Origin of the sequence: Niveibacterium sp. (assembly GCF_041909475.1) — a bacterium.
Taxonomy (GTDB): Bacteria; Pseudomonadota; Gammaproteobacteria; order Burkholderiales; family Rhodocyclaceae; genus Niveibacterium.
The window spans coordinates 44,225-63,749 of the sequence record NZ_JAYRDJ010000008.1 but is presented as its reverse complement, the minus strand read 5'-3'; the positions used below and the strand labels follow the sequence as shown (position 1 = coordinate 63,749).

Sequence of the window (19,525 nt, the reverse complement as noted above, 5' to 3'; positions counted from 1 at the left end):
GCAATTGTCCCACAGGCCAGCGCGGCTCGATCATTCAGTCAGTTGCCGCCAGCGGCGATAGATGCAGTCGTCCATCACCACGGTGGCCCCCGCGTCGCGTGCGCGCAGCGCGGCCGCTTCGTCGACAACATGGTCCTGCATCCAGATGAAGGGAATGCCCAGCGCTACTGCCTCGTCCACCATCGGGCCGACGCGCTCCGCGTTGATGTAGAAGTCCGCCAGGTCGATCTTCTCAGGCACGTCGGAGAGGCGCTTGTAGACCTTCTCGCCAAAGATTTCCTCGGCCGCCGGGTGGATCGGGATCACGCGGTAACCCTGCTGCTTCAGGAAGGCGCCGATGTAGTGGCTGGGGCGCTCTGGCTTGGGCGACGCACCGACGATGGCGATCGTCTTCACCGCGGCCAGCGCGGCGCGCAGCACTTCGGTATCCGGATTCTTGAACATCAGTTACTCCTTGAATCGTTCAGCGCGGTTTGCGCTGCGGCGTGGCGCGGATGAAGGGGCGGATCGCCGCGACCTGCCACGGGCGGCAGGCGAGCAGCAGGCTCACCGGCTGGCGTTCGCTCTGTGGCAGCGCGCCTTCATCCCAATGTAGTTCGGCGAACTCACGCGCAAGCTTCTTCAGGCGTTCGGCCAACGCGTGCCGCGCACCGGGCGTGAGGCGACCGTTGAGCAGGAACATCGCCTCGCCGGCGCCGGCGAAGTCGCTCGCGAAGAAATCCGCCACGTTGTCCTTGAAGGCTTCCATGATCGGCCCGTTCGGCGTCCACGAAAAGGTGCGCGCGACGCGCAAACGTATCCGGTTGTTGGGCATCAGTTCGATGAATCCGATGCGATCGAGCCGCGCGAGTAGGCCGATCAGCTCGGCGCGCTCGAATTCGTACAGCGCGAGCATGTCGTCGAAGCCGAGCAGATTCAGCGCCGACAGCGCCGCGAGGAAGAGCTTGGGCTCGCTGACGATCTCGCGCTCCTGCGCCACCGTGAGCCGCGCCACCAGCCGCGCTTCGCGGTCGAAACCGCCGGTCAGCTCGGCGAAATCGATGCCGACTGCGTCGCACACGGCATCGAGCCGCGCCAGCGTGAAGTTGCGCTGCGCGAACCAGCGCTTCACGCTCGCTTCGGACTGCCCGACGCGGCGCGCAAGTTCGGCGTAGGTGATGCCGCGCGCCTTCAGCGCGGCTTTGAGCAGATCGACGACTTCGACAGCCTGGGTCATGGTGTAAGCCTGAAACGCGTATCAGGAAATGATACCGGCGGCGGCGCATTCGCCGACAGTGAATCCCGCATGCGGCCGGCCGATGCGTGCAGGCACAATGTCGCCATCGCGCTGTTCCAAAGGCCAGACATGACGATCCGCATCCAACGCGCCGACCTCGACGCCGCCAGCCAGGCGGGTCTGCTGCCGGCCAAATCAACCGAAGCGCTGTGGCAGTTCCTCGTCGCCCGCCGCGCCGGCGACCCCGACGCGCCACGTTTCGATTTCACCCATGTGCTGTACTACCTCGGCGGCTTGCTCGCGATCGGCGCGATGTCGCTGTTCATGACGCTGGGCTGGGAGCAGTTCGGCGGCTGGGGCATCTTCTTCATCGCGCTGCTGTACGCCGGCGTCGCCTGGAAGCTCGCCGAGCGCTTCGAGCGCATGGGGCTAGCGGTGCCCAGCGGCATCATGGCCGCGCTGATCGTGGTGCTGGTGCCGCTTGCGGTGTGGGGCCTGCAGCACGCGTTCGGGCTGTGGGCGGAAGCCGAGCACATCAAGGGCTACCGCGATTACCACGTGTACATCGACTGGCGCTGGATCACGCTGGAGTTCGCCACGCTGATCGCCGGCGCCCTGATGTTGTACCGTTGGCGCACGCCTTTCCTGGTCATGCCGATCGCGGTGACGCTGTGGTACATGAGCATGGACCTCGCCGTCTTCATCCTCGCGGAGGACGACGCCTACCACTGGAGCGAGGCGTCCTGGACCTTCCGCAAGTGGTTCTCGCTCGCCTTCGGCCTGATCATGCTGCTGGTGGCCTTCTGGTTCGAGTTGCGCAGCCGCTCGCGCAAGGACTACCCGTTCTGGCTTTACCTGTTCGGCCTGATGGCGTTCTGGGGCGGGCTCAGCTCGCTCGGCTCCGGGCTCTTGTCGGGCAAGCTGATCTACCTCGCGATCAACCTGCTGCTGATCGGCGTTGGCGCCGTGCTGGTGCGGCGGACCTTCGTGGTGTTCGGCGCGCTCGGTGTCGCGATCGTGCTGGGCGATCTGTCACACCACTACTTCCGTGACAGCTGGCTGTTCCCGCTCGCACTCACCGCGATCGGGCTGGGCATCGTGTTCGCCGGCGTGGCTTGGCGCAAACATGAAGCGCGGTTGACCGAGCAGCTGCGTGCGCTGCTGCCGGCGGACCTGCGCCGGCTGATCGAATCGCGTCAGCTAGCACGCTGAGCGAGCACCCTCACCGCATTCGCGTGGCCTGGCTGCATCAACCAGCGTTGCAGCAGCCGCGCGATATCGAGATCGAAGCGGCGTGGCGGCGGATCGTTCAGCAGGGTCGCGAGCGCCGCCTCATCGCGAGCGCTGCCGAGGTGGCACCACTGGTCGAATACGTGCGTCGCGGCGCGGCCGCTGTCCTCATGCAGCTCTGCAATCGCCACCGGGCCGGACCAGGGCCAGGCGCGCGGCGCGAGTGAGGCCAAGGCACGCCGCAGGCGCGCGTCGTGGACCTCGGGCCGCTCGGCATCGACGCAGACGCCGTCGCAACGCTTCAGGCCATAGGCCTGACAGGCACCGCGACCGTTTTCCAGCCCGAGCCGCTGCGGACACAGGCGGTGCAGCAGCGCGAGTTCGCGCAAGGTGTTCTCGGCCTCGCGCCGGCCACGGAAGCTGCCGAACACCTCGCCCCACTCGAGCGGATCGCTGCCATGCAGCTCCACCTCGTCGAGCACCGGCGGCCGGCGCCGGTTCGGCACGAAGCGCCAGCCGAGCGAGCGGGTCGGATACTTTTCCGGCACATGGCGGCGCAGCAGCGCGAGCTCGCGCAATTGCGAATCCAGCTCGCCCGCGGTGAATTCGGTTTCGACTCGCCGCACCTGGTTGCCCAGCTTCACGCTCTTGGCGTCCCCGCGGCCGGTAAACAGGCCCAGAAGCTTGGAGCGCAGATGATTGGAGCGCCCGCATTGCAGCAGTTGCCCGCCAGCGCCAAACAGCAGATAGACGCCCGGCGCCTCGGGCAGCGCCTCCAGGTCGCCTTCCGGCAACTTCGGCACCGCCGCGCCTTCGCTGCCAGCACGGCGCAGCGCCAGCAGCAGGCGGTCGTGATCGAAGGCGGCCGCCGCATCCTGCATCAGGCGCCACACCAGGTCGGCGTGCGGCAGCCCGCCCGGACGGTTCTCCACCCCCGAGCCGCGGCGCCCGCGGATCCCCGCCAGCCCATGACGCGCATGCTCCGGGTACAGCGCACGCGACAGCTTCACGGTGCACAGCACCGGCGGGTCGAAGGCGATTTCGCGCGCGGCGAAGGCTGCACGCAGAAAGTTGTAATCGAAACGCGCGTTGTGTGCGACGAACACCGCGCCCGCCAGTCGTTCAGCGATCTCGTCGGCGAGCGCGCGAAAGTTCGGCGCTCCCGCGACCATCTCGTTGGAGATGCCGGTAAATTCCTGGATCCGGTACGGGATCGGCATTTCCGGGTCGACCAGGCTGGACCAGCGATCAACCACCTCACCGCCCTCCACCCGCACGATCGCCACCTCGGTGATGCGGTCGCGGTGCGGGTCGGCACCGGTCGTTTCAAGGTCAACGATCGCAAGCGGGCGTTCAAAGAGCGGATTCATGGGGACCGGAAATGCGAAAAGCCTCTCGAACGAGAGGCTTTGGGGCAATCAGACTTCGCTCTGATAGGGATAGGGCTTTTGCGCGACCTTGGCGTCGGCGTTGCGGCGCGAGGTTTCCAGATCCTGCGGCTTGTCCCACCACAGGGCGCGGCCTTTGCGTTGCTCTTCGGCTTCCTGCGGATGCTTTTCCATCCACTCGCGCATGAATTTGGTGTGCTCGGATTCGTACATCGCCATGGTGATTCCTCCTCAGCCCGCAATTCTAGCAGGCTGAGCCACCCGGCAGTTCAGCCCGGGCGGGCTTCCGAGGCCTTCAGCCGCGCGATGCGGACCACTTCCGGGATGCGGCGCACCGCGCGCATCAGCCGCGCAAGGTGCAGGCGATCGCTCACCTGCAGCGTGAAGTAGATCTGGTGATGCGACGCACCCTCGCCATCCATGCTCACATGCTGGATGTTCGAGTGCTCCTCGGCAATCGCGGCGGCGATCTTAGCCAGCACGCCACGGCGGTTTTCGGTGATCACACGGATCTGCACATCGAACAGGCGCTCGGTTTCGGATTCCCACTCGACGTCGACCCAACGCTCGCGGTCAGCGCGGTTGCGCGACAGATTGGGGCAGTCGTTCAAATGCACTTCCATGCCCTGGCCCTTGCGCAGCAGCCCCACGATCGGGTCGCCGGGAATCGGCCGGCAGCAGCGTGCGAGCTGCACCGCCATGCCTTCGCTGCCGCGAATCAGGATCGCCCCTGCCGGGCGCGGCCGGATAGGCTGCCCTTCGACGCCCTCGACGCCGACCGACTCGACCACCGTCGCAAGCCGCTTCGCCACCACCGCCGGCAAACGCTTGCCGAGCCCGATATCGGTGTAGATATCGTTCTTCTCCCGCGCACCAGCGTCGCGCAGGAAGCGGTCCCATACCAACTTGTTCAGCGCCGCCGGCGTCAGCCCGTGGGCACGCAGGGCCTGCGCCAGCAAACGCTCGCCCAGCGCGACGGACTCTTCCTGCTGGGCGGTCTTGAGGAAATGGCGGATCTGCGCGCGCGCCTTGCCCGAACGCACATACGACAGCCAGGCCGGGTTCGGGCTGGCATGCGACGCGGTCACCACCTCCACCTGATCGCCGTTCTTCAGTTCGGTGCGCAGCGGCATCAGATCACCGTTGATGCGACAGGCCACGCAACGATTACCGATATCGGTATGCACCGCGTAGGCAAAATCGACCACCGTCGCGCCACGCGGCAGATTGAAAATCTTGCCCTTGGGGCTGAACACGAAGACCTCGCCCGGGAAGAGGTCAATCTTCACGTGTTCAAGGAATTCGGTTGAATCACCCGAGGTGGATTGCAACTCAATCAGCGACTGCAGCCAGTTGTGCGTGCGCTGCTGGATGTCCGACAGCGGGCCTTCGGACTCCTTGTAGAGCCAGTGCGAGGCCACGCCGCTGTCCGCCACCTGGTTCATCTCGCGCGTACGGATCTGCACCTCGACCGGCGTGCCGTAGGGGCCGAACAGCGTGGTGTGCAGCGACTGGTAGCCATTGGCCTTCGGGATCGCGATGTAATCCTTGAACTTGCCCGGCACCGGCTTGTACAGCTCATGCAGCGCACCGAGCGTGAGGTAGCAGGTCGGGATGTCCTTCACGACGATGCGGAAGCCGTAGATATCGAGTACCTGCGAGAAGGTCAGGTGCTTGTCGACCATCTTGCGGTAAATGCCGTACACATGCTTCTCACGGCCCCACACCTCGGCATCGATCTGCCAGGTCGGCAGGCGCTCCTGAATCGCGCCAAGCAGTTTGCCGACGATTTCGCGGCGGTTGCCACGCGCAGCGCGAACGGCCTTGGCGAGCACGCGATAGCGCATCGGGTGCAGGTAACGGAACGAAAGCTCCTGCAGCTCGCGGTAAAGATTGTTGAGCCCCAGCCGGTTGGCAATCGGGGCATACAACTCCAGGGTTTCGCGCGCGATGCGGCGCTGCTTCTCGGGCCGCACCGCATCGAGCGTGCGCATGTTGTGCAGGCGATCGGCGAGCTTGATGAGGATCACGCGCACATCGCGCGCCATCGCGAGGAACATCTTGCGGAAGTTCTCCGCCTGCGCTTCCTCATGCGTGCGCGCTTCGATCTTGTCGAGCTTCGAAACACCATCGACCAGTTCGGCCGACACCTTGCCGAAGGCATCCGCGATCGCCTGCTTGGTGATCTCGGTATCTTCCATCACGTCGTGCAGCAGGGCCGCGATCAGCGCCTGCGCATCGAGGTGCCACTCGGTGAGGATCTCGGCCACCGCAACCGGGTGCGAGACATAGGGTTCGCCGCTGCTGCGGAACTGTCCGAGGTGGGCTTCCGCCGAGAAGCGCGCGGCGCGCTCAAGGCGTTCGCGGTCGTCGTCCTTGAGGTATTCGGCGACGCGTCGTCGCAAGGTCGAGAGGTCGACACCCTCCAGCGGGTCAATCTCGCCGCCGTGCGGCGCAGCGGCGGCGTTGGCAAGCGTCGTCGGGTTCGGCATCTGTGGCGCGGCGGCTTCCATACTCACCCCCGACACCATCGGCGTGCATGCACGCGACCCGCCCCGCTCTGCGTAGCCGGTCGACAGCGATGCATGCCATCAGATTCCATGCGCTCTTCCCCGATTCAGTGCTCAGCCCGCAGGAAGGAGAACGCGTCGGCATGACGCGCCTTCTGCACATTGAGGCGCACGCGGCAGGCGCGGACCACCGCCGCCAGATCCGCCTGAGCCTCGGCTAAGTCATTGTTGATAATACAGTAATGAAATTCGTCGACATGCTCCATCTCGCCCAGCGCGGCGTCGAGGCGACGGGCGATGACTTCATCCGAATCAGAATTACGACCGCGCAGACGGCGCTCGAGTTCTTCCATGGAGGGCGGCAGGATGAAGATGCCGACCGCCTGCGGAAACGCCAATCGCACCTGGCGGGCGCCCTGCCAGTCGATTTCAAGCAGGATGTCCATGCCGGTCGCCATCTGCTGCTCGATCCACGCACGCGAAGTACCGTAGAGGTTGCCATGCACCTCGGCGGATTCGAGGAAGCCACCGGTTGCGCGCAGCGATTCGAAGCTCGCCCGGTCGGTGAAGTGGTAATGCTGGCCATCGACCTCGCCGGGCCGCGGTGCGCGAGTCGTGTGTGAGACCGACAGACGGATGCCGCGATCCCGTTCCAGCAGGCCACGCACCAGGGTGGTCTTGCCCGCGCCGGAGGGGGCGGAAACGATATAGAGCTGTCCGGGCATGGCTTACTCGATTGAACCTGAATCAGTAGTGGCGAGCACAAAGGCCCGCCACTACTGATTCATGTCTAATACATTTTTTCATTGGGTACACCCTTGGGTACATGTTTTTGATGCCCTTATCTGATCCAATTTGAGACGAGTGATGGTAAGCGCCCAACACAATCGGAAGAGCGTATTTTCACCCGCGCCGAGTACTTGGCACAATCAAGTATTAACGCAATTTCTGCCAGATCCTGTAGTAGCGACGTAGCCGACACTCCGATTCTGGACTCTAGGCTCTGAGGACAACTAGGTAAAGGTATTCGCACAGGGACAACCGATCGTCAGCCAACCTGAAGTACATGCTGCCAAATCCCAGCTGTGTGCAATCGCTCTGCTCAGCGAAGAACACCTGACAATTCAACCTTGGGCGACAATATCAACATGGGGCTGCGGATATTTTTTTTCAAAACGCGGCGAGATCGAGGCACGCCGGATGCAAATGCAATGAATGAAAGTGACGACGCTAAAATCTACGACCATCAACTAGTGCTAGCTGATGCTCCTTACCTACCGCTCACCTTCCTGCTCAAGCAGCTAGCCTATTTCATTTTTCCTGAAGTTGATCACCGAGGCAATGAGATCCCCTTTAGCAACAGCATGCATGACGTCAACGGTGAAAACCGCAAGGTATATTTATCTCATTTGAGATCGACGCTGGTTGAAGCTATCAATCGTGAAGAAATCGTTGTCAAAAACCACGTTGAGATAATCATCAAGCCTCCTGCAACAGTTGCTGAATTAAAAGACGCAGTAATTTACAAGTCGCAGATACATATATTTACTCGCCTACTCAGGATTAAAACAATTTTTAAGCCAATTAATGAAATGGTTTTTTCTGTAAATTGCGACGGAAAAGATTTCATTCAATTCAAACACTTCAATAAGTATCTCTCTCAGGATACCGAAAGCGCGTCATCTAACTCCAGCCTAATGTCGGCAGATACAGGTGACGCCGTGCATATCAACAAAAACCGAAGCCCCGATGAAGCCCGCACTGAGGAGGACAGCAATAACGACAAGTCACGTCTAGCGACCTACATAGAGCTTGCCAATGCTTTCAAAATCAAGAATGACGACGAAAAAAATCGCCAATGGTTCAGAGAGCGCTGTAGCAACCCCAATCGATACAAAGAGTTCTTGGCCGCTAGGACAGTAGCAGGTCGACGCCAGCCTGGCGCAGCGGCGCTATTTGATGTTTTATCCATAGTTGCGATATTGCTCGGATGCAAAAAGCAAAAAGAAAGAAAACACAGCGACTTTTATAGGCCGCTCGATTACCGACGGTATCTTAGAAACCAGATAGAGCACTATTTTCCTAATCTGCTTCGAGATTTCGATACCTACTTCGGAACATCCGATTGATTTAATCCGCTTTAACCACCACTAGCGCGCTCAATCCAGTTTCCAGCTTGAGCGCTCCGTCACTTGTTCGAGTGAATTTAGCGTAACCATATCCAAGATAACGGCGGGCAGGATATGGCGAATATAGGTTCCGATAGTCGCAATCGTGCAGGACTTGCGTCTGCCAACCAGCCACTAGCTAGCTTCCCTCCAAAAGCGATCGAGATATCTACGCACGACATCAATCAAACCGGGGTTGATCACACTAGAAGATTATCCGGATGTCGGCAGTTTCTGCATACAAAACTTCCGCATAACTACCGTAAGTCATCTTCCGCAAAAAATCGCTCAATCCAAACGGTATCGGGCATACCTAGACCGCAAAAACTGCGGGAAAAACCCCAATGTCTATTCTCTGCCATGAAATCGCGGCGCACCGTGCTTCGCGATCAACAGAAGGAGATACGAATGAACAACGGTAGGACCAGCCCATGGCATCACACCCTGAAGAATTTTGACGACCTCCCAGACTCCGCAAACGTTTCGATTCAGATTGTCTGCGCACTTTTTTGCTGTTCCACCGCGACGGTTTGGCGGCGAGTGAAGCAGGGGACCTTCGTTCAACCAGTCAAATTTGGTCTAAGAACTACCCGATGGAATGTAGGCCAATTGCGTGCTGCGCTGAACGCACGATAACCCAGAAGGAGGAAGCACAACCCAAAAACACTCAGACATACAGCTGATCGCAATGCACGGGCCCTGCAAAGCACTCAGAAAACACTTGTTATGCAGGAAACCGAATTGGAGAAGCAAAATGAAAGAAGTTGAAGTCACCTGTGCTGCATTCATCCCCCCCATTGCCGTCGACTGGATTTGGAACGGCAATTTAGCAGCGGGAAAGTTGACAGTAATGGCAGGCGCCCCCGGCACGGGGAAAACCCTCATCGCATTAGCATGTGCGGCGATTGTATCTAACGGTGGTTTGGGCGGCCTTATCTGGCCAGATGGCACATATTCGCCCGCCGGAAATGTCCTGATCTGGAGCTGTGAAGATGGTGTTGAAGACAGCATCATTCCCCGCCTGATTGCCGCCAACGCTAACCTTTCGCGCGTCCACGTCATCGGTGCCACCCTCGAGAATGGTAGGCGTCGCTCATTTAGTTTTGAGAAAGACCTTCCGCATTTGGAAGAAAAATCTCGGCAAATTGGAAAAGTAAAGTTGGTGATTATTGATTCGATCGCCCGGGTCGTTGGTGGAGATTCGCACAAAAATTCGGATGTTCGGCGTGCGCTCGAACCGCTCATTCAATTTGCCGAAAACCACGGCTGCGCGATCCTCGGCATCACCCACCTGACCAAACAATCAAAGGGGAAAGCCCCTCTTGATCGCGTAGCCGGCAGTTTTGCCTTCAGTGCTGTTGCACGGGTCGTGTTGTTGACCGCGAAAGTCTCATCCGGACAATTGGAAGACGGATCTCACTGTTCTGTCCTTGTCAGGGCAAAATCAAACCTGGGTTCGGATCATGGCGGTTTTTTGTACGAAACTCACAGTGCAACCGTTATGGCTGAACATCACCCAATTGAAACGGCGGCGGTATTGTGGAAGGAATCACTCGATGGTACGGCCCGCGAGATTCTGGATTGGGCTGAAGGTGGTGACTCCGAACCAGCCTCAGGAGCTGTAGGCCAGGCCTACACTTTCCTGGTTAACCAACTTGCGAACGGGCCGCTTCCAGCCAAAGAGGTCGAAAACGCTGCAGCATCGGTCGGAATCTCCGCGGCATCCCTCAAACGCGCAAAGAAGGCCGCTGGTGTTTCAAGCCGCAAAACAGCGACGTACACCTTGTGGGAACTGCCCTCAACATTACCAAGCACAATCCCCGCTTTGGTTCCGGCTCGATACGATCGCTCAGGGAACGCGCATCCGTTCCCTAACCAGCAGTTCAACATCGCTGCTATGGCCCAAGGGATGGCTCTCCCATTTGCGGCATTTGGTCGCACCGTACCTAATGACCCTGTTGGGCGTGTTGAACACCTTGATCAAGTTGGTCCACTTGGGCCAACTCCCCCGAAACAGGTGACAAAGGCAATGAACATGGAATTTCCCGCAATACCACACCATCTGACGGGAATCTTGACTCCTGAAGCGCATCAATCGTGGTACCTGGAGGGCATCGACATCTGCCGCCAGCGATTCAGGATGGCACTGCATCAGAACGCTAGTGCGGAAAACGACGACCAGGAAGATGTGTTCGATGTTGCGCGCGCTGTTGTTGATCGGGTGATTGACGATCTGTTCTATCCTGACATGCAGAACTACAACGCGCTCGTCGGGTACTACCGGGCAATCTTCGAGGATGCGCTGAATAACGCCCCCGGGACCAATCACTAACTTCGGAAATTACGCAACCCATTTTTGCAAGCCCACTGGATTCCGGTGGGCTTGTACTTTTTGAGCATCGCTCAACCCCACATGTGCGAGACGACTGCAACTCATTACGAAGACGTTTCGCCTCTTTCACGCTCGCCAATGGCATGCCACAACTTCGTATATACCCAGGAATTCAAAACGCCATGAAAACACAGCGCATGCAAATCCGTATACAAACCATTTGCAGCGCAAAAAAATAGGGGTCGAATAAGGTTAATTAATAATATTATTAATATGTATATCAACAACCCATATCCATTCAACTCACCATAACCATGATGGCCAGTGATGGATATTCATGTATTACCGTACTGGCCATCACATTTTCAAAGCAGATTAATTTTTAAATGAATCCGTATACATAGTTTGGTTATTTCGCCAAACAACAAACGGGAGCATTGAAATGAACGAGTCAAGAAACAGCCAACGTATGGCTGAGAGCACCACAACGTATATCGACGACCTTTTCGATATCTATTCGAAAATGCAATTCATACGACTGGATCTTGCCTACACAAAAGAATATGCCAAAGATGCATCGCTAGAAGATATTAATCAGGATCTGACGCACTTGCTCAACAACAGGCGAACCAAACCATCTCTGTTTGGGAACATGGTGGGTTATGTTGCAAAAAAGGAATTCACGGAGGACAAAGGTCCGCACATTCATAGCCTTTTTATATTTGACGGACAAAAGGTCAGCAAGGATGCATTTAAAGGCGATCAGATTGGAGAGTATTGGAAAAACGAAATCACTGATGGAAAAGGGATTTACCACAACTGCAATCGGGAAAAAACCAAATACGCGGAATGTGCTCTTGGGATGATTGATCACACTGATGATACCAAGCGGACAGTGCTGAAAGAGAAGGCTATCGCCTACCTGTGCAAGGAGGAGCAGAGCATCGATCCGATCAGGAAGTCGGGCAATGAGCGTTCATTTGCCCGGGGCATTTCACCACGCAAGAAGAGCAATGCCGGGAGGCCTCGTCTGTGCGATTCGACGGATGAGTCAGTGCAGGGAAATCAAAGCGACGGGTTAGCTCAAGGCAGCTCTGGTGATCAAATCAGCCCCAAGAATGAATAGGAAAGCGCTTGACCTTGCCAGGAGGTCAAGTCAGCTGATCGATCAATATTCACAACAAATCTCATACAGCTCAATTACCACGAAGAACCGTGGCCTTTCTCAATGCTTCAGCATATACCGATCTCATTAACTCACGTTCAGCCATACTAGATTGATCCTCATATACAGACAGCGTTTTTTCCTTATTGCCTGAAAATTCGTATCCAAGTAACAGCGCCCTTACTGCACTTTCGTGTTCATTCCGGATGGCATATACCTCTGCGATCGGCACCCACGTACTGGTTCGACGAGGATCGAGAAGTAATGCTTCCTCAAGTGCAGTAACAGCATCATTAATCTGATTGGCTTGCAAGGCAACGTAACCAAGATTTGACAGAATTTCTACGTCGGCGGGGTCAGCAATATTCGCTTGTTTAAGAAGACTCATGGCTCCCCCCAAGTCTTTCTTTTTGAATTCAGCCAATCCCATTTCGTTTAATTTGCGGGCCTCCCTGCGATCACCACGTTGAGCCTTGTTACGCTCGGAGATACGCGCTGCAGCAACATGCAATGCCTCAGGTGAACGATGATCAACGGACAGAAGCATCACGGCAATGCATTCCGCTACCTCCCCACATTTAACTGCATGATCAAGAAGATTGAGGGAGGCTACCGCTGGAGTTGGAGCAAACGGTACTTGTTCGGCCTGCTGCTGTGCGTATTGCTCTTGTCCTTGCGGATGCGTTACAGGTTCAGATTGATCGACAGGACCGTTGACATCTTTGGCTAGTGACGCCTCAGGCAGTGCAGTTGGCGCTGGAACTGCCACGGCTACGGGTGGTGTCTGGGTAACAGGGGGAGTCACTATACCGTCACGCCATCCCCAAAAATAAGCGCTAATCGCAGCGATTGCAGCAACACTGAAAAGCGAAATAAAAATACCATCTGTCGGAGTTCTATTTCTCTTAAGATTGGATGCATAGATAGCAGCATATAGAACTGGGATAACAAAATAAATTGTATAATCAATAGCCTGCTTTCGACCGCCAAGTAATTTTACGACTTCCTCGCCAATAATAATCAGCGCCGGCAAAGAAATAATAGCTAGTAAAATTGTATTAAAAAGACACTCAACCCGCCCCTCGCCGTCGTCTTTCCAAGAAATTATTGGAATAGTCAGTTTTTTCAAGAAGGAAGGCGTAATCAGGATAACCAGGAGTCCTATGAGTGTGCTACCCGCGTCCAAACCAAAAACCAATCCAATTATGCTCAGTATGCATGCTACGACTGCAAAGGATATTAGCAACCACTTTTCAAAGCCATAAAACCATACAAGCATTCCGACGCTATAAATCAGACCCAAAGAGGGCGACACAAAGTCTCGATACGCCGGAGAAAATAGTTCAGATTTATTTACAAACTCAGTGCAGACACTGATAAGCGCGAACGCCATCAACCCACCAGCAACCGCAAAGACAGCGTTTACGAATTGATAAATTGCCCACATGAGAGCGATTAACGCCCCAATCAACGTTAGTGCCACTTCACCCCCTACATTCAAATTTACGACGTTAAATATCTGTTGATTCGTCTTTTAAACACACATTCCATTACCCCGGCAATCAAATAAATAGAATTTCTGCATAGTGGAAACATTCTCCACAGTCTTCATTGCCTATAGATCTGAGCGATGCATCAACCCCGCGTTACTTCGACAGGTTTCTCAGAGAATCTTAGAATTTACATTCGACCGGCAAATCGGATAAGCAGAAGAGCCGCCCCAAAAAGGCCAACTGGCACCAAAACAAATATTGACGCGTACTTAATTAATTTGTTTTTTGAGAGAGCACCACCAATTAAGGCAACTACCCCCGCAATCAAACCACCAACAACCACCCATCCACCCACAAAAATACCCAATATGCATATCAGCATCCAGTCGTTACACATATCTTGGCCTACCTCGGCTTTAGTCAATGGCTAGTTGCACCTCTACACGGCGATTTCTTGCATCAGCGGGATTAACGCCTGGCAACGGTCGCGAATCCCCGTATCCAGCGACGACTATGCGCTGAGCGGTCGCTGTGTCTAAAGTCCCGATCAGTGCCCGCCGAGCTTCACGAGCGCGTGCCGCTGACAACGTGAAATTGTCATCATAGACCGTACAGAAACGCTGGTAGTCGGTCACCGGACTCTTTACCGGTGCATTATCGGTATAGCCTTCGACCAAAATCCGCGCGCTCGGATTCTCCAGCAGGAAATTGGCCAAGTGCCCTTGTACGTTTGCCACTGCAGCACGCGCTTCTGAAGTCAAACAGGCGCTACCACGCTCAAACACCCCATCACGCAAAGTTAAACGCCTAGCGGGCAGATCTAGAACAATTAGATCGTTACCGCTCTTTTTGCCTAGCATCGCCTGCAGCGCAGACGTCACCTTGCTAATCGAGTCATTCTTGGTGCTGTTTAACCGGACCAACTCTTCCTTATAGCGCAGTTCGCTTATTCCTTTTTGTAAGACGGACACCACCAGTAGCAACATGACTACCGCCATCACACCAGCCATCAAATCCGAGATAGCTATCCATTCGCTTGGCTTATCTTTCATTGGATTAACGAAGCTTACGCCTCAACAAGGTTTTCAGTTTTTGGTACTGGCGGTGTTATCAGATCGCTTCGCAATCCCCTCAATTCCTTAATGAGCTCCTGCTGCTTATCCGGCAACTGATGAAGCGGACTAAGCGCAGAAATCAGCTCCTGCTGGTATTCATGGCTAGAAGCAAGAGGTTTTAATGCTTCAGACAAGGGCACCAGACTTTCTACAACACGCTGCATTGCGCCCAATGATCCGTCCAGACTTCGGCCGACACTGCGCATGTGCTGCCCAGAGTCCGACACCGCCCGTAAACCATCTTCAATGGGTCGAGCTAGCTTTCCTACAATCCCTGTCGTTGCTTCAATATTTTCGTTCAAGGCACGACTAGACAAGGTGAACTCTTCTGATGCCCTTCGCTGAATTTTTAGCGCGTCACCAATTGAATCCTTGACCTCATTCATGGTGTTTTTAACGTCGGCGGACAAAACGCCAAGCGCTGCAGAGATTTCTCGTGTCGCATCGCTTAATTGCGTGCTGCCCTTTTCCAGCGTTACGGCAGCTTGAGCACTCATATCTTTGATAGCAGCGCCTAGATCGTTGCGAACGTCATTCAGAACATCGGTAAACTGTGTCTGGAATTCATCGACCGCGCCGACTAGCCCGTTTGCAGCCTCACCAACCTTGTCAGCGCCCTGAGCCATACGATCAGCCGCAGCGCCGATTCTATCGGCGCCTTCGACCATTCGCTGAGCACCTGTCGCCATGTTTTCAACTACATTCAACATTCCGGCGCTAAATTGAGCCATGGCCTCTCTATTCGCGCGCAACTCCACAAGCAACTCGCCTTGCCCTTTATTGAGGTTGTCGAAGCGCTGAATCAGTTGCTGATGTTGTCCTTTTTCCAACACCAACATTTTGCCGACCTGTTCTGCCAACCCGGCAACGACATCAGTCGCAACCGCAGAAATTTCGGCATGCAAAGCTTCTTGTTTTTTCGCTTCTTCAGTAATTTCTTGCCGCTTGCGCCCTTCCAATTCAATCTTAACTTTGCTGATGACCCAAGTCAGTCGCTTTTCTTCAAATCTCGTCCCCTCACTCCAGATTTTCAAGAGTACGAACCCGGTAATCCCCCACGTTGAGGTCTTGAATTTGGTTCCTAGACCCTGCAGTAAGCCCATCAAGTGATTCATGCTATCCGCAGCAGCACCTGCACTCATGGCTTCTGCTTGCCCAAGGATGGCCGATGCCTTATTGAGAGCCAAGCCCAATCCTAAAAAGGTGCCCAGCAAGCCAATAACCAACAACATACCAGGCATAATTTCCGCGATCTTTTCCGGCGCGGTCGCTACTGCATGCCAGAGATCAGTAACGCTGCCGTGCTCGATATCCAGATCATCGCTTGAATCGTCAGGTGTGCCACGATTCCATTTCTTCTCCCATGACGCTGTACGCGCTGTCAGGTGAGCGCTAACCATGGTGCCTATCATCAACACCAAAATTATTAACAAAAATGTAATCTGAATCGGATCATCCATTTGTGGAAGGATGAAAGACATCACCTCGCCGCCGGTCATGCCGCCATCTCCAGAACCATCTCCATGCGGGACTGGGCCTCCCTGCCGAACACATTGGCATAATCCGTAATCAGCGACTGCTGATCCTGATTTAGCATGTCGAAAGAGCGCTCATGCTGAGCACAATCGATCAGCAACTTGCCCACTGCCGCACCATCCTCAAGCAGATAGCTTCGATCTTCGCGCTCAATTTCTTCCTCAGTTTTCTCAAGCAATTGAAGAAACCCCTCGGCAGCACCTACATAGCGCTCAATATCACGCTGCTTGGTGGCTAGAGCGTCAAGCTGCTGCTGCCCAACAGGCACATCCTTCTGCAATTTCTCCAATTGGGATGCTTCTTCTGCAGACAACTCATTTTGGATATCGCGTGCGAGCATCAGGCGCTTCAGTAGCATGCTGTCTTTCGCATGGTTACGATTGGCCTCTTCCCATTGCATCCCCAACTCTCTGGCACGAACTCCCCAGGAGGCGATCATTTCTTCAAAAACAAACGGCGTCAGTTTTTTGCCGTATTTCTCGGTTAGCACCCGATCAAGTCTAGCGGCAGCTTCTGTACTTAATTCAGGGTTAGCCTTAATCAGGTCAGACGCAATCCGTACAAGAAATAGATCGTCGGCACTTAATTCATCTACAGACTGAGCTGAGCGGAATTTCTTGTCTGCCATGTTCAATAGCTTCTGAGTTGCTCGCAGTCGCAGGTAATGCTCGAAATTCTCCGGCGAGGAATCGATTGCATTCGCGAGATCGGATCTCGCGATTTCGTAATCGTTGATCGCGGACGCCAGTTCCAAGTGGTGACGCTGTTCTGGTGATACGACCTCACGTTCAGCAAAACGCAGGTTTTCCTGATGGCGCTTTGCCGCCATCAATTCTTCCTCGGACAAGTGCTCGTCAACCTCGGTCTCAGTCTTCTTACTCTTCTGCCAACGTTTAGCCAACTCGATTGACCACTTGATCGCTTCATCGATTTTCTTCGCGATGGGGGAGTTCTCAAAAGCAGTCAATGCGCCCAGGCCTTTTTCCAGCCCGATCAAGGCTGCCTGAACCCATGGAATTGGAATGGCATTCGCCGCCTTCAAGAGACCCTTTCGAATCAGCGATACATAAGGCTTTACCGCTTGCCACACCTTCTTAACACCATTGACAAATCCCTCTGCCTTTTCGGCCATCCAGCCAATTGCCTTGCCAGCGACATCTTTTGCAGCCGACCATGCCGAGCTAATCGCACTACCAACCCGACTTGCAACAGAGCTGCAAACACCACCAATAAAACTAAAAAGTCCCATATTTCCCCCTAGAATCCAGCTAAACAGATCAATTACTTATTTGGCAAGCCCAAGCATCTGCCGAGCATGCTCTACGCTACCAGCATTTGTAGTCTGCTCTTGCCTTCGAGAACCTACGTTGTTGTTCGCCATTCGCACATCGCTAATGGCAGTAGAGATATGTTCCCAGCGCACCATCGGTTGCTCAGACGACTCCACGAGTGCGCGCGGAAAGGCCGTTCGCAATACTGTACGGATTTCCCGACCAGACAAGCCCTCAGACTCAGCAGCACATCGATCAATCAGGCTATCCCGCTCCTCGGCAAGTGGCACGCCAGGAACCAACATCCGCTGCCATAGCAGTTTTCGGCTAGGCAAATCGGGCAACTTGAATTCGATGTGGTATCGGATGCGGCTGACAAAAGCACTGTCGTAGTTTTTTGCAAAATTTGTAGCAAAAACTACCACACCTTCAAAACGCTCAAGCTCGATTAACAATGTCGAGCGCATTGCGTTAATTTCGTTATCAATGCCTTGAGTTACTGTGGAAAGACGCGCACCAAGCAGCGTATCTGCCTCATCGAAAAACAGCAGGGCACCTTCCGATGCAGCAAACTGGAATGCTGCTGAAATGTTTTTGGCTGTTTCCCCCACGAATTTGCTTTCCAGTTCGGAAATTCCAATATGGATGTACTTGCGCGCTAGCGTGCCAGCGAGTGCTTCTGCAGCAAGCGTTTTCCCAGTTCCAGGTGGACCATACAGATTGAGAATCATATTACGGCCTGTAGGGTCAACGTCACCAAAACCCCAATCGGAATAGATTGTTTTGTGATGACGCATCGCGCCAATGGCTTCCTCAAACATTCGCCTTGTTTCGAGCGAGAGAACAACCCCCTTCTCCAAGGTTGTTGTTGGGTCGCGCACTTCATAAGTAGTTTGCTTGTGATGTCGATCAGTCATATCAATCACTTAATCAGTATCTCCAGATATCCCATATTAGCTTGCAATAACAGCACGTTGGAATAGACCAGAAACGACTCTTGCCACAAAAGAGCAGTTTATTGAGGCTTTATGTATCGCCGCCTACAACCGGCTTCATATCGATCCTGCTGACATTTTCTCCCCAGCCACGCAACCATCGATGCAGGAGTTCAGTCTCCTCAACTGTGGCTGTGATTTCCAACATCTCATCCAGATCGCGAACCGTTTGATCGACCGCCAATGGTGACTCCCGTAAATGCTGTCCGCAGATCTTATCGATACGAAAGCGAAGGGAAACCCTACGGCCATGACTTATGCCGAAGTCACCGCCACTGCAATACACTGCCAGGTCAAAATCCGTCGGCCAAGAAAAAGACTCTTCACTGGCTTCCGCCTGAATAATGCGCGGTAGCGCCAGAATGCGCTCGTTATCATATCCATCAAAACGACAGACCAAATAGAGCCGTATCCCTTGCTGCACCAAGCCAAGCGGACAGACCGTGGCATTTTTCCGCTGCCCTTGGGCATTGCGGTAATGGATATTCAATTTGCACTCGCGGTAAAGTGCATCGCTCACAGCCTCGAAGACGCCGGGCGTGATCTTTGGTGCCAACAAGGGCTGACTATCGGGGATGCGCTGCACCTTCTTCAGCCAACGTCGTTCGATCTGAGGCTCCGGGGAAGCTTCAAGTTCACGGCGTGCTGTTGCGAACAACGGTGCCATGCTAGTTAGGGCGCGTGCCGGCAACAATTGCGACACCTCACTCTTAGCCAGTTGCAGCAACAGCGACTCGCTGGCCGTGAGCAGTGGCAGTTTGAGACCCTCGGTTCCCTCCATCCAACGGTAGCCAAAAGGCTTACTCCGCGTATCGCATTCGATAGCGAAACGGGCACAAATGGCATCCAGATGGCGCTGTACCGTGCGCAGACTCACCTCGTAACCAGCAGCGGCAACCTGTTCTCGAAGATGGGTACTGGTTGTGAAATTCCGACGCGGAATGCGGCGGAGAATTTCGAGAATCAGCAGGGCATTGTCGAGCGCGTAGGAATGCTGTCCAGACATGGCTGCGCTCATGAGGGCATCAACCAATTTCTGACTCGCCCCAAAAACGCCGACGCGGAGGATGCCGGACGGGCTTCCAGATCGGAATGCTCACAGCGCG

At 55.2% G+C, this 19,525-nt stretch carries 16 protein-coding genes; 4 read left to right on the top strand and 12 right to left on the bottom strand.

Features of this window, described 5'->3' with window-relative positions; all coding sequences use genetic code 11:
* Positions 1 to 30: 30 nt before the first annotated feature.
* Both ACE3P0_RS07810 and ACE3P0_RS07805 read right to left on the bottom strand, forming a co-directional pair.
* Positions 31 to 444 carry a CoA-binding protein gene (locus tag ACE3P0_RS07810; protein WP_374401550.1) on the bottom strand — a complete coding sequence of 138 codons (414 nt, stop codon included), beginning with the start codon at positions 442 to 444 and terminating at the stop codon, positions 31 to 33.
* Between the two features lie 19 nt (positions 445 to 463).
* Entirely contained in the window at positions 464 to 1,216 is a 753-nt protein-coding gene (locus ACE3P0_RS07805) for a helix-turn-helix domain-containing protein (RefSeq protein ID WP_374401548.1), read from the bottom strand.
* 129 nt (positions 1,217 to 1,345) lie between these two features.
* On the opposite strand from ACE3P0_RS07805, the gene ACE3P0_RS07800 reads away from it, so the two are divergent.
* Entirely contained in the window at positions 1,346 to 2,428 is a 1,083-nt protein-coding gene (locus tag ACE3P0_RS07800) for a hypothetical protein (protein WP_374401546.1), read from the top strand.
* On the opposite strand, the gene ACE3P0_RS07795 is transcribed toward ACE3P0_RS07800, so the two are convergent.
* From ACE3P0_RS07795 to gmk, 4 genes are all read right to left on the bottom strand, one after another.
* Positions 2,413 to 3,816, bottom strand: coding sequence for an exonuclease domain-containing protein (locus ACE3P0_RS07795; protein WP_374401543.1), 1,404 nt, complete (start codon positions 3,814 to 3,816; stop codon positions 2,413 to 2,415). The two genes, ACE3P0_RS07800 and ACE3P0_RS07795, sit on opposite strands and share 16 nt — an antisense overlap.
* Before the next feature lie 48 nt (positions 3,817 to 3,864).
* The gene (locus tag ACE3P0_RS07790) at positions 3,865 to 4,053 is read right to left on the bottom strand and encodes a DUF3460 family protein (protein WP_374401541.1); all 189 of its coding nucleotides are present in this window, start codon (positions 4,051 to 4,053) and stop codon (positions 3,865 to 3,867) included.
* A gap of 50 nt (positions 4,054 to 4,103) precedes the next feature.
* Positions 4,104 to 6,347, bottom strand: coding sequence for a bifunctional (p)ppGpp synthetase/guanosine-3',5'-bis(diphosphate) 3'-pyrophosphohydrolase (locus ACE3P0_RS07785; protein ID WP_374401678.1), 2,244 nt, complete (start codon positions 6,345 to 6,347; stop codon positions 4,104 to 4,106).
* Between the two features lie 104 nt (positions 6,348 to 6,451).
* Entirely contained in the window at positions 6,452 to 7,069 is a 618-nt protein-coding gene (gene gmk / locus ACE3P0_RS07780) for a guanylate kinase (protein WP_374401539.1), read from the bottom strand.
* A 405-nt stretch (positions 7,070 to 7,474) separates the two neighbouring features.
* Between gmk and ACE3P0_RS07775 the strand changes: the two genes are divergently transcribed.
* The 3 genes from ACE3P0_RS07775 (at position 7,475) to ACE3P0_RS07765 (ending at position 11,970) form a co-directional block, all read left to right on the top strand.
* The gene (locus ACE3P0_RS07775) at positions 7,475 to 8,473 is read left to right on the top strand and encodes a hypothetical protein (RefSeq protein WP_374401537.1); all 999 of its coding nucleotides are present in this window, start codon (positions 7,475 to 7,477) and stop codon (positions 8,471 to 8,473) included.
* Positions 8,474 to 9,266: 793 nt separating this feature from the next.
* Entirely contained in the window at positions 9,267 to 10,844 is a 1,578-nt protein-coding gene (locus tag ACE3P0_RS07770; RefSeq protein ID WP_374401535.1) for an AAA family ATPase, read from the top strand.
* Positions 10,845 to 11,286: 442 nt separating this feature from the next.
* Complete coding sequence (locus tag ACE3P0_RS07765; protein WP_374401533.1) at positions 11,287 to 11,970, top strand: inovirus-type Gp2 protein; 684 nt, start codon at positions 11,287 to 11,289, stop codon at positions 11,968 to 11,970.
* Positions 11,971 to 12,040: 70 nt separating this feature from the next.
* On the opposite strand, the gene ACE3P0_RS07760 is transcribed toward ACE3P0_RS07765, so the two are convergent.
* The 6 genes from ACE3P0_RS07760 to ACE3P0_RS07735 form a co-directional block, all read right to left on the bottom strand.
* Complete coding sequence (locus ACE3P0_RS07760; RefSeq protein WP_374401532.1) at positions 12,041 to 13,492, bottom strand: tetratricopeptide repeat protein; 1,452 nt, start codon at positions 13,490 to 13,492, stop codon at positions 12,041 to 12,043.
* Between the two features lie 426 nt (positions 13,493 to 13,918).
* Positions 13,919 to 14,554 (bottom strand): flagellar motor protein MotB, encoded by a 636-nt coding sequence (locus tag ACE3P0_RS07755; protein ID WP_374401530.1) that lies wholly within the window; start codon positions 14,552 to 14,554, stop codon positions 13,919 to 13,921.
* A 14-nt stretch (positions 14,555 to 14,568) separates the two neighbouring features.
* Positions 14,569 to 16,116: a hypothetical protein gene (locus ACE3P0_RS07750; protein WP_374401528.1), complete on the bottom strand. Its 1,548-nt coding sequence runs from the start codon at positions 16,114 to 16,116 to the stop codon at positions 14,569 to 14,571.
* Positions 16,113 to 17,402, bottom strand: coding sequence for a hypothetical protein (locus ACE3P0_RS07745; protein WP_374401526.1), 1,290 nt, complete (start codon positions 17,400 to 17,402; stop codon positions 16,113 to 16,115). The genes ACE3P0_RS07750 and ACE3P0_RS07745 overlap by 4 nt, the downstream gene beginning before the upstream one ends.
* Before the next feature lie 36 nt (positions 17,403 to 17,438).
* Positions 17,439 to 18,341: an ATP-binding protein gene (locus ACE3P0_RS07740; RefSeq protein WP_374401677.1), complete on the bottom strand. Its 903-nt coding sequence runs from the start codon at positions 18,339 to 18,341 to the stop codon at positions 17,439 to 17,441.
* Between the two features lie 109 nt (positions 18,342 to 18,450).
* Positions 18,451 to 19,437: a helix-turn-helix transcriptional regulator gene (locus tag ACE3P0_RS07735; RefSeq protein ID WP_374401524.1), complete on the bottom strand. Its 987-nt coding sequence runs from the start codon at positions 19,435 to 19,437 to the stop codon at positions 18,451 to 18,453.
* Positions 19,438 to 19,525: the final 88 nt, after the last annotated feature.

What these genes read in the sequence shown, in the direction of transcription:
- ACE3P0_RS07790 (WP_374401541.1), bottom strand. Translation starts at nt 4,053, where the DNA reads ATGGCGATGTACGAATCCGAGCACACCAAATTCATGCGCGAGTGGATG.
- gmk (WP_374401539.1), bottom strand. Translation starts at nt 7,069, where the DNA reads ATGCCCGGACAGCTCTATATCGTTTCCGCCCCCTCCGGCGCGGGCAAG.
- ACE3P0_RS07745 (WP_374401526.1), bottom strand. Translation starts at nt 17,402, where the DNA reads ATGGGACTTTTTAGTTTTATTGGTGGTGTTTGCAGCTCTGTTGCAAGT.
- ACE3P0_RS07805 (WP_374401548.1), bottom strand. Translation starts at nt 1,216, where the DNA reads ATGACCCAGGCTGTCGAAGTCGTCGATCTGCTCAAAGCCGCGCTGAAG.
- ACE3P0_RS07810 (WP_374401550.1), bottom strand. Translation starts at nt 444, where the DNA reads ATGTTCAAGAATCCGGATACCGAAGTGCTGCGCGCCGCGCTGGCCGCG.
- ACE3P0_RS07765 (WP_374401533.1), top strand. Translation starts at nt 11,287, where the DNA reads ATGAACGAGTCAAGAAACAGCCAACGTATGGCTGAGAGCACCACAACG.
- ACE3P0_RS07755 (WP_374401530.1), bottom strand. Translation starts at nt 14,554, where the DNA reads ATGAAAGATAAGCCAAGCGAATGGATAGCTATCTCGGATTTGATGGCT.
- ACE3P0_RS07785 (WP_374401678.1), bottom strand. Translation starts at nt 6,347, where the DNA reads ATGGAAGCCGCCGCGCCACAGATGCCGAACCCGACGACGCTTGCCAAC.
- ACE3P0_RS07735 (WP_374401524.1), bottom strand. Translation starts at nt 19,437, where the DNA reads ATGAGCGCAGCCATGTCTGGACAGCATTCCTACGCGCTCGACAATGCC.
- ACE3P0_RS07770 (WP_374401535.1), top strand. Translation starts at nt 9,267, where the DNA reads ATGAAAGAAGTTGAAGTCACCTGTGCTGCATTCATCCCCCCCATTGCC.
- ACE3P0_RS07800 (WP_374401546.1), top strand. Translation starts at nt 1,346, where the DNA reads ATGACGATCCGCATCCAACGCGCCGACCTCGACGCCGCCAGCCAGGCG.
- ACE3P0_RS07795 (WP_374401543.1), bottom strand. Translation starts at nt 3,816, where the DNA reads ATGAATCCGCTCTTTGAACGCCCGCTTGCGATCGTTGACCTTGAAACG.
- ACE3P0_RS07750 (WP_374401528.1), bottom strand. Translation starts at nt 16,116, where the DNA reads ATGACCGGCGGCGAGGTGATGTCTTTCATCCTTCCACAAATGGATGAT.
- ACE3P0_RS07740 (WP_374401677.1), bottom strand. Translation starts at nt 18,341, where the DNA reads ATGACTGATCGACATCACAAGCAAACTACTTATGAAGTGCGCGACCCA.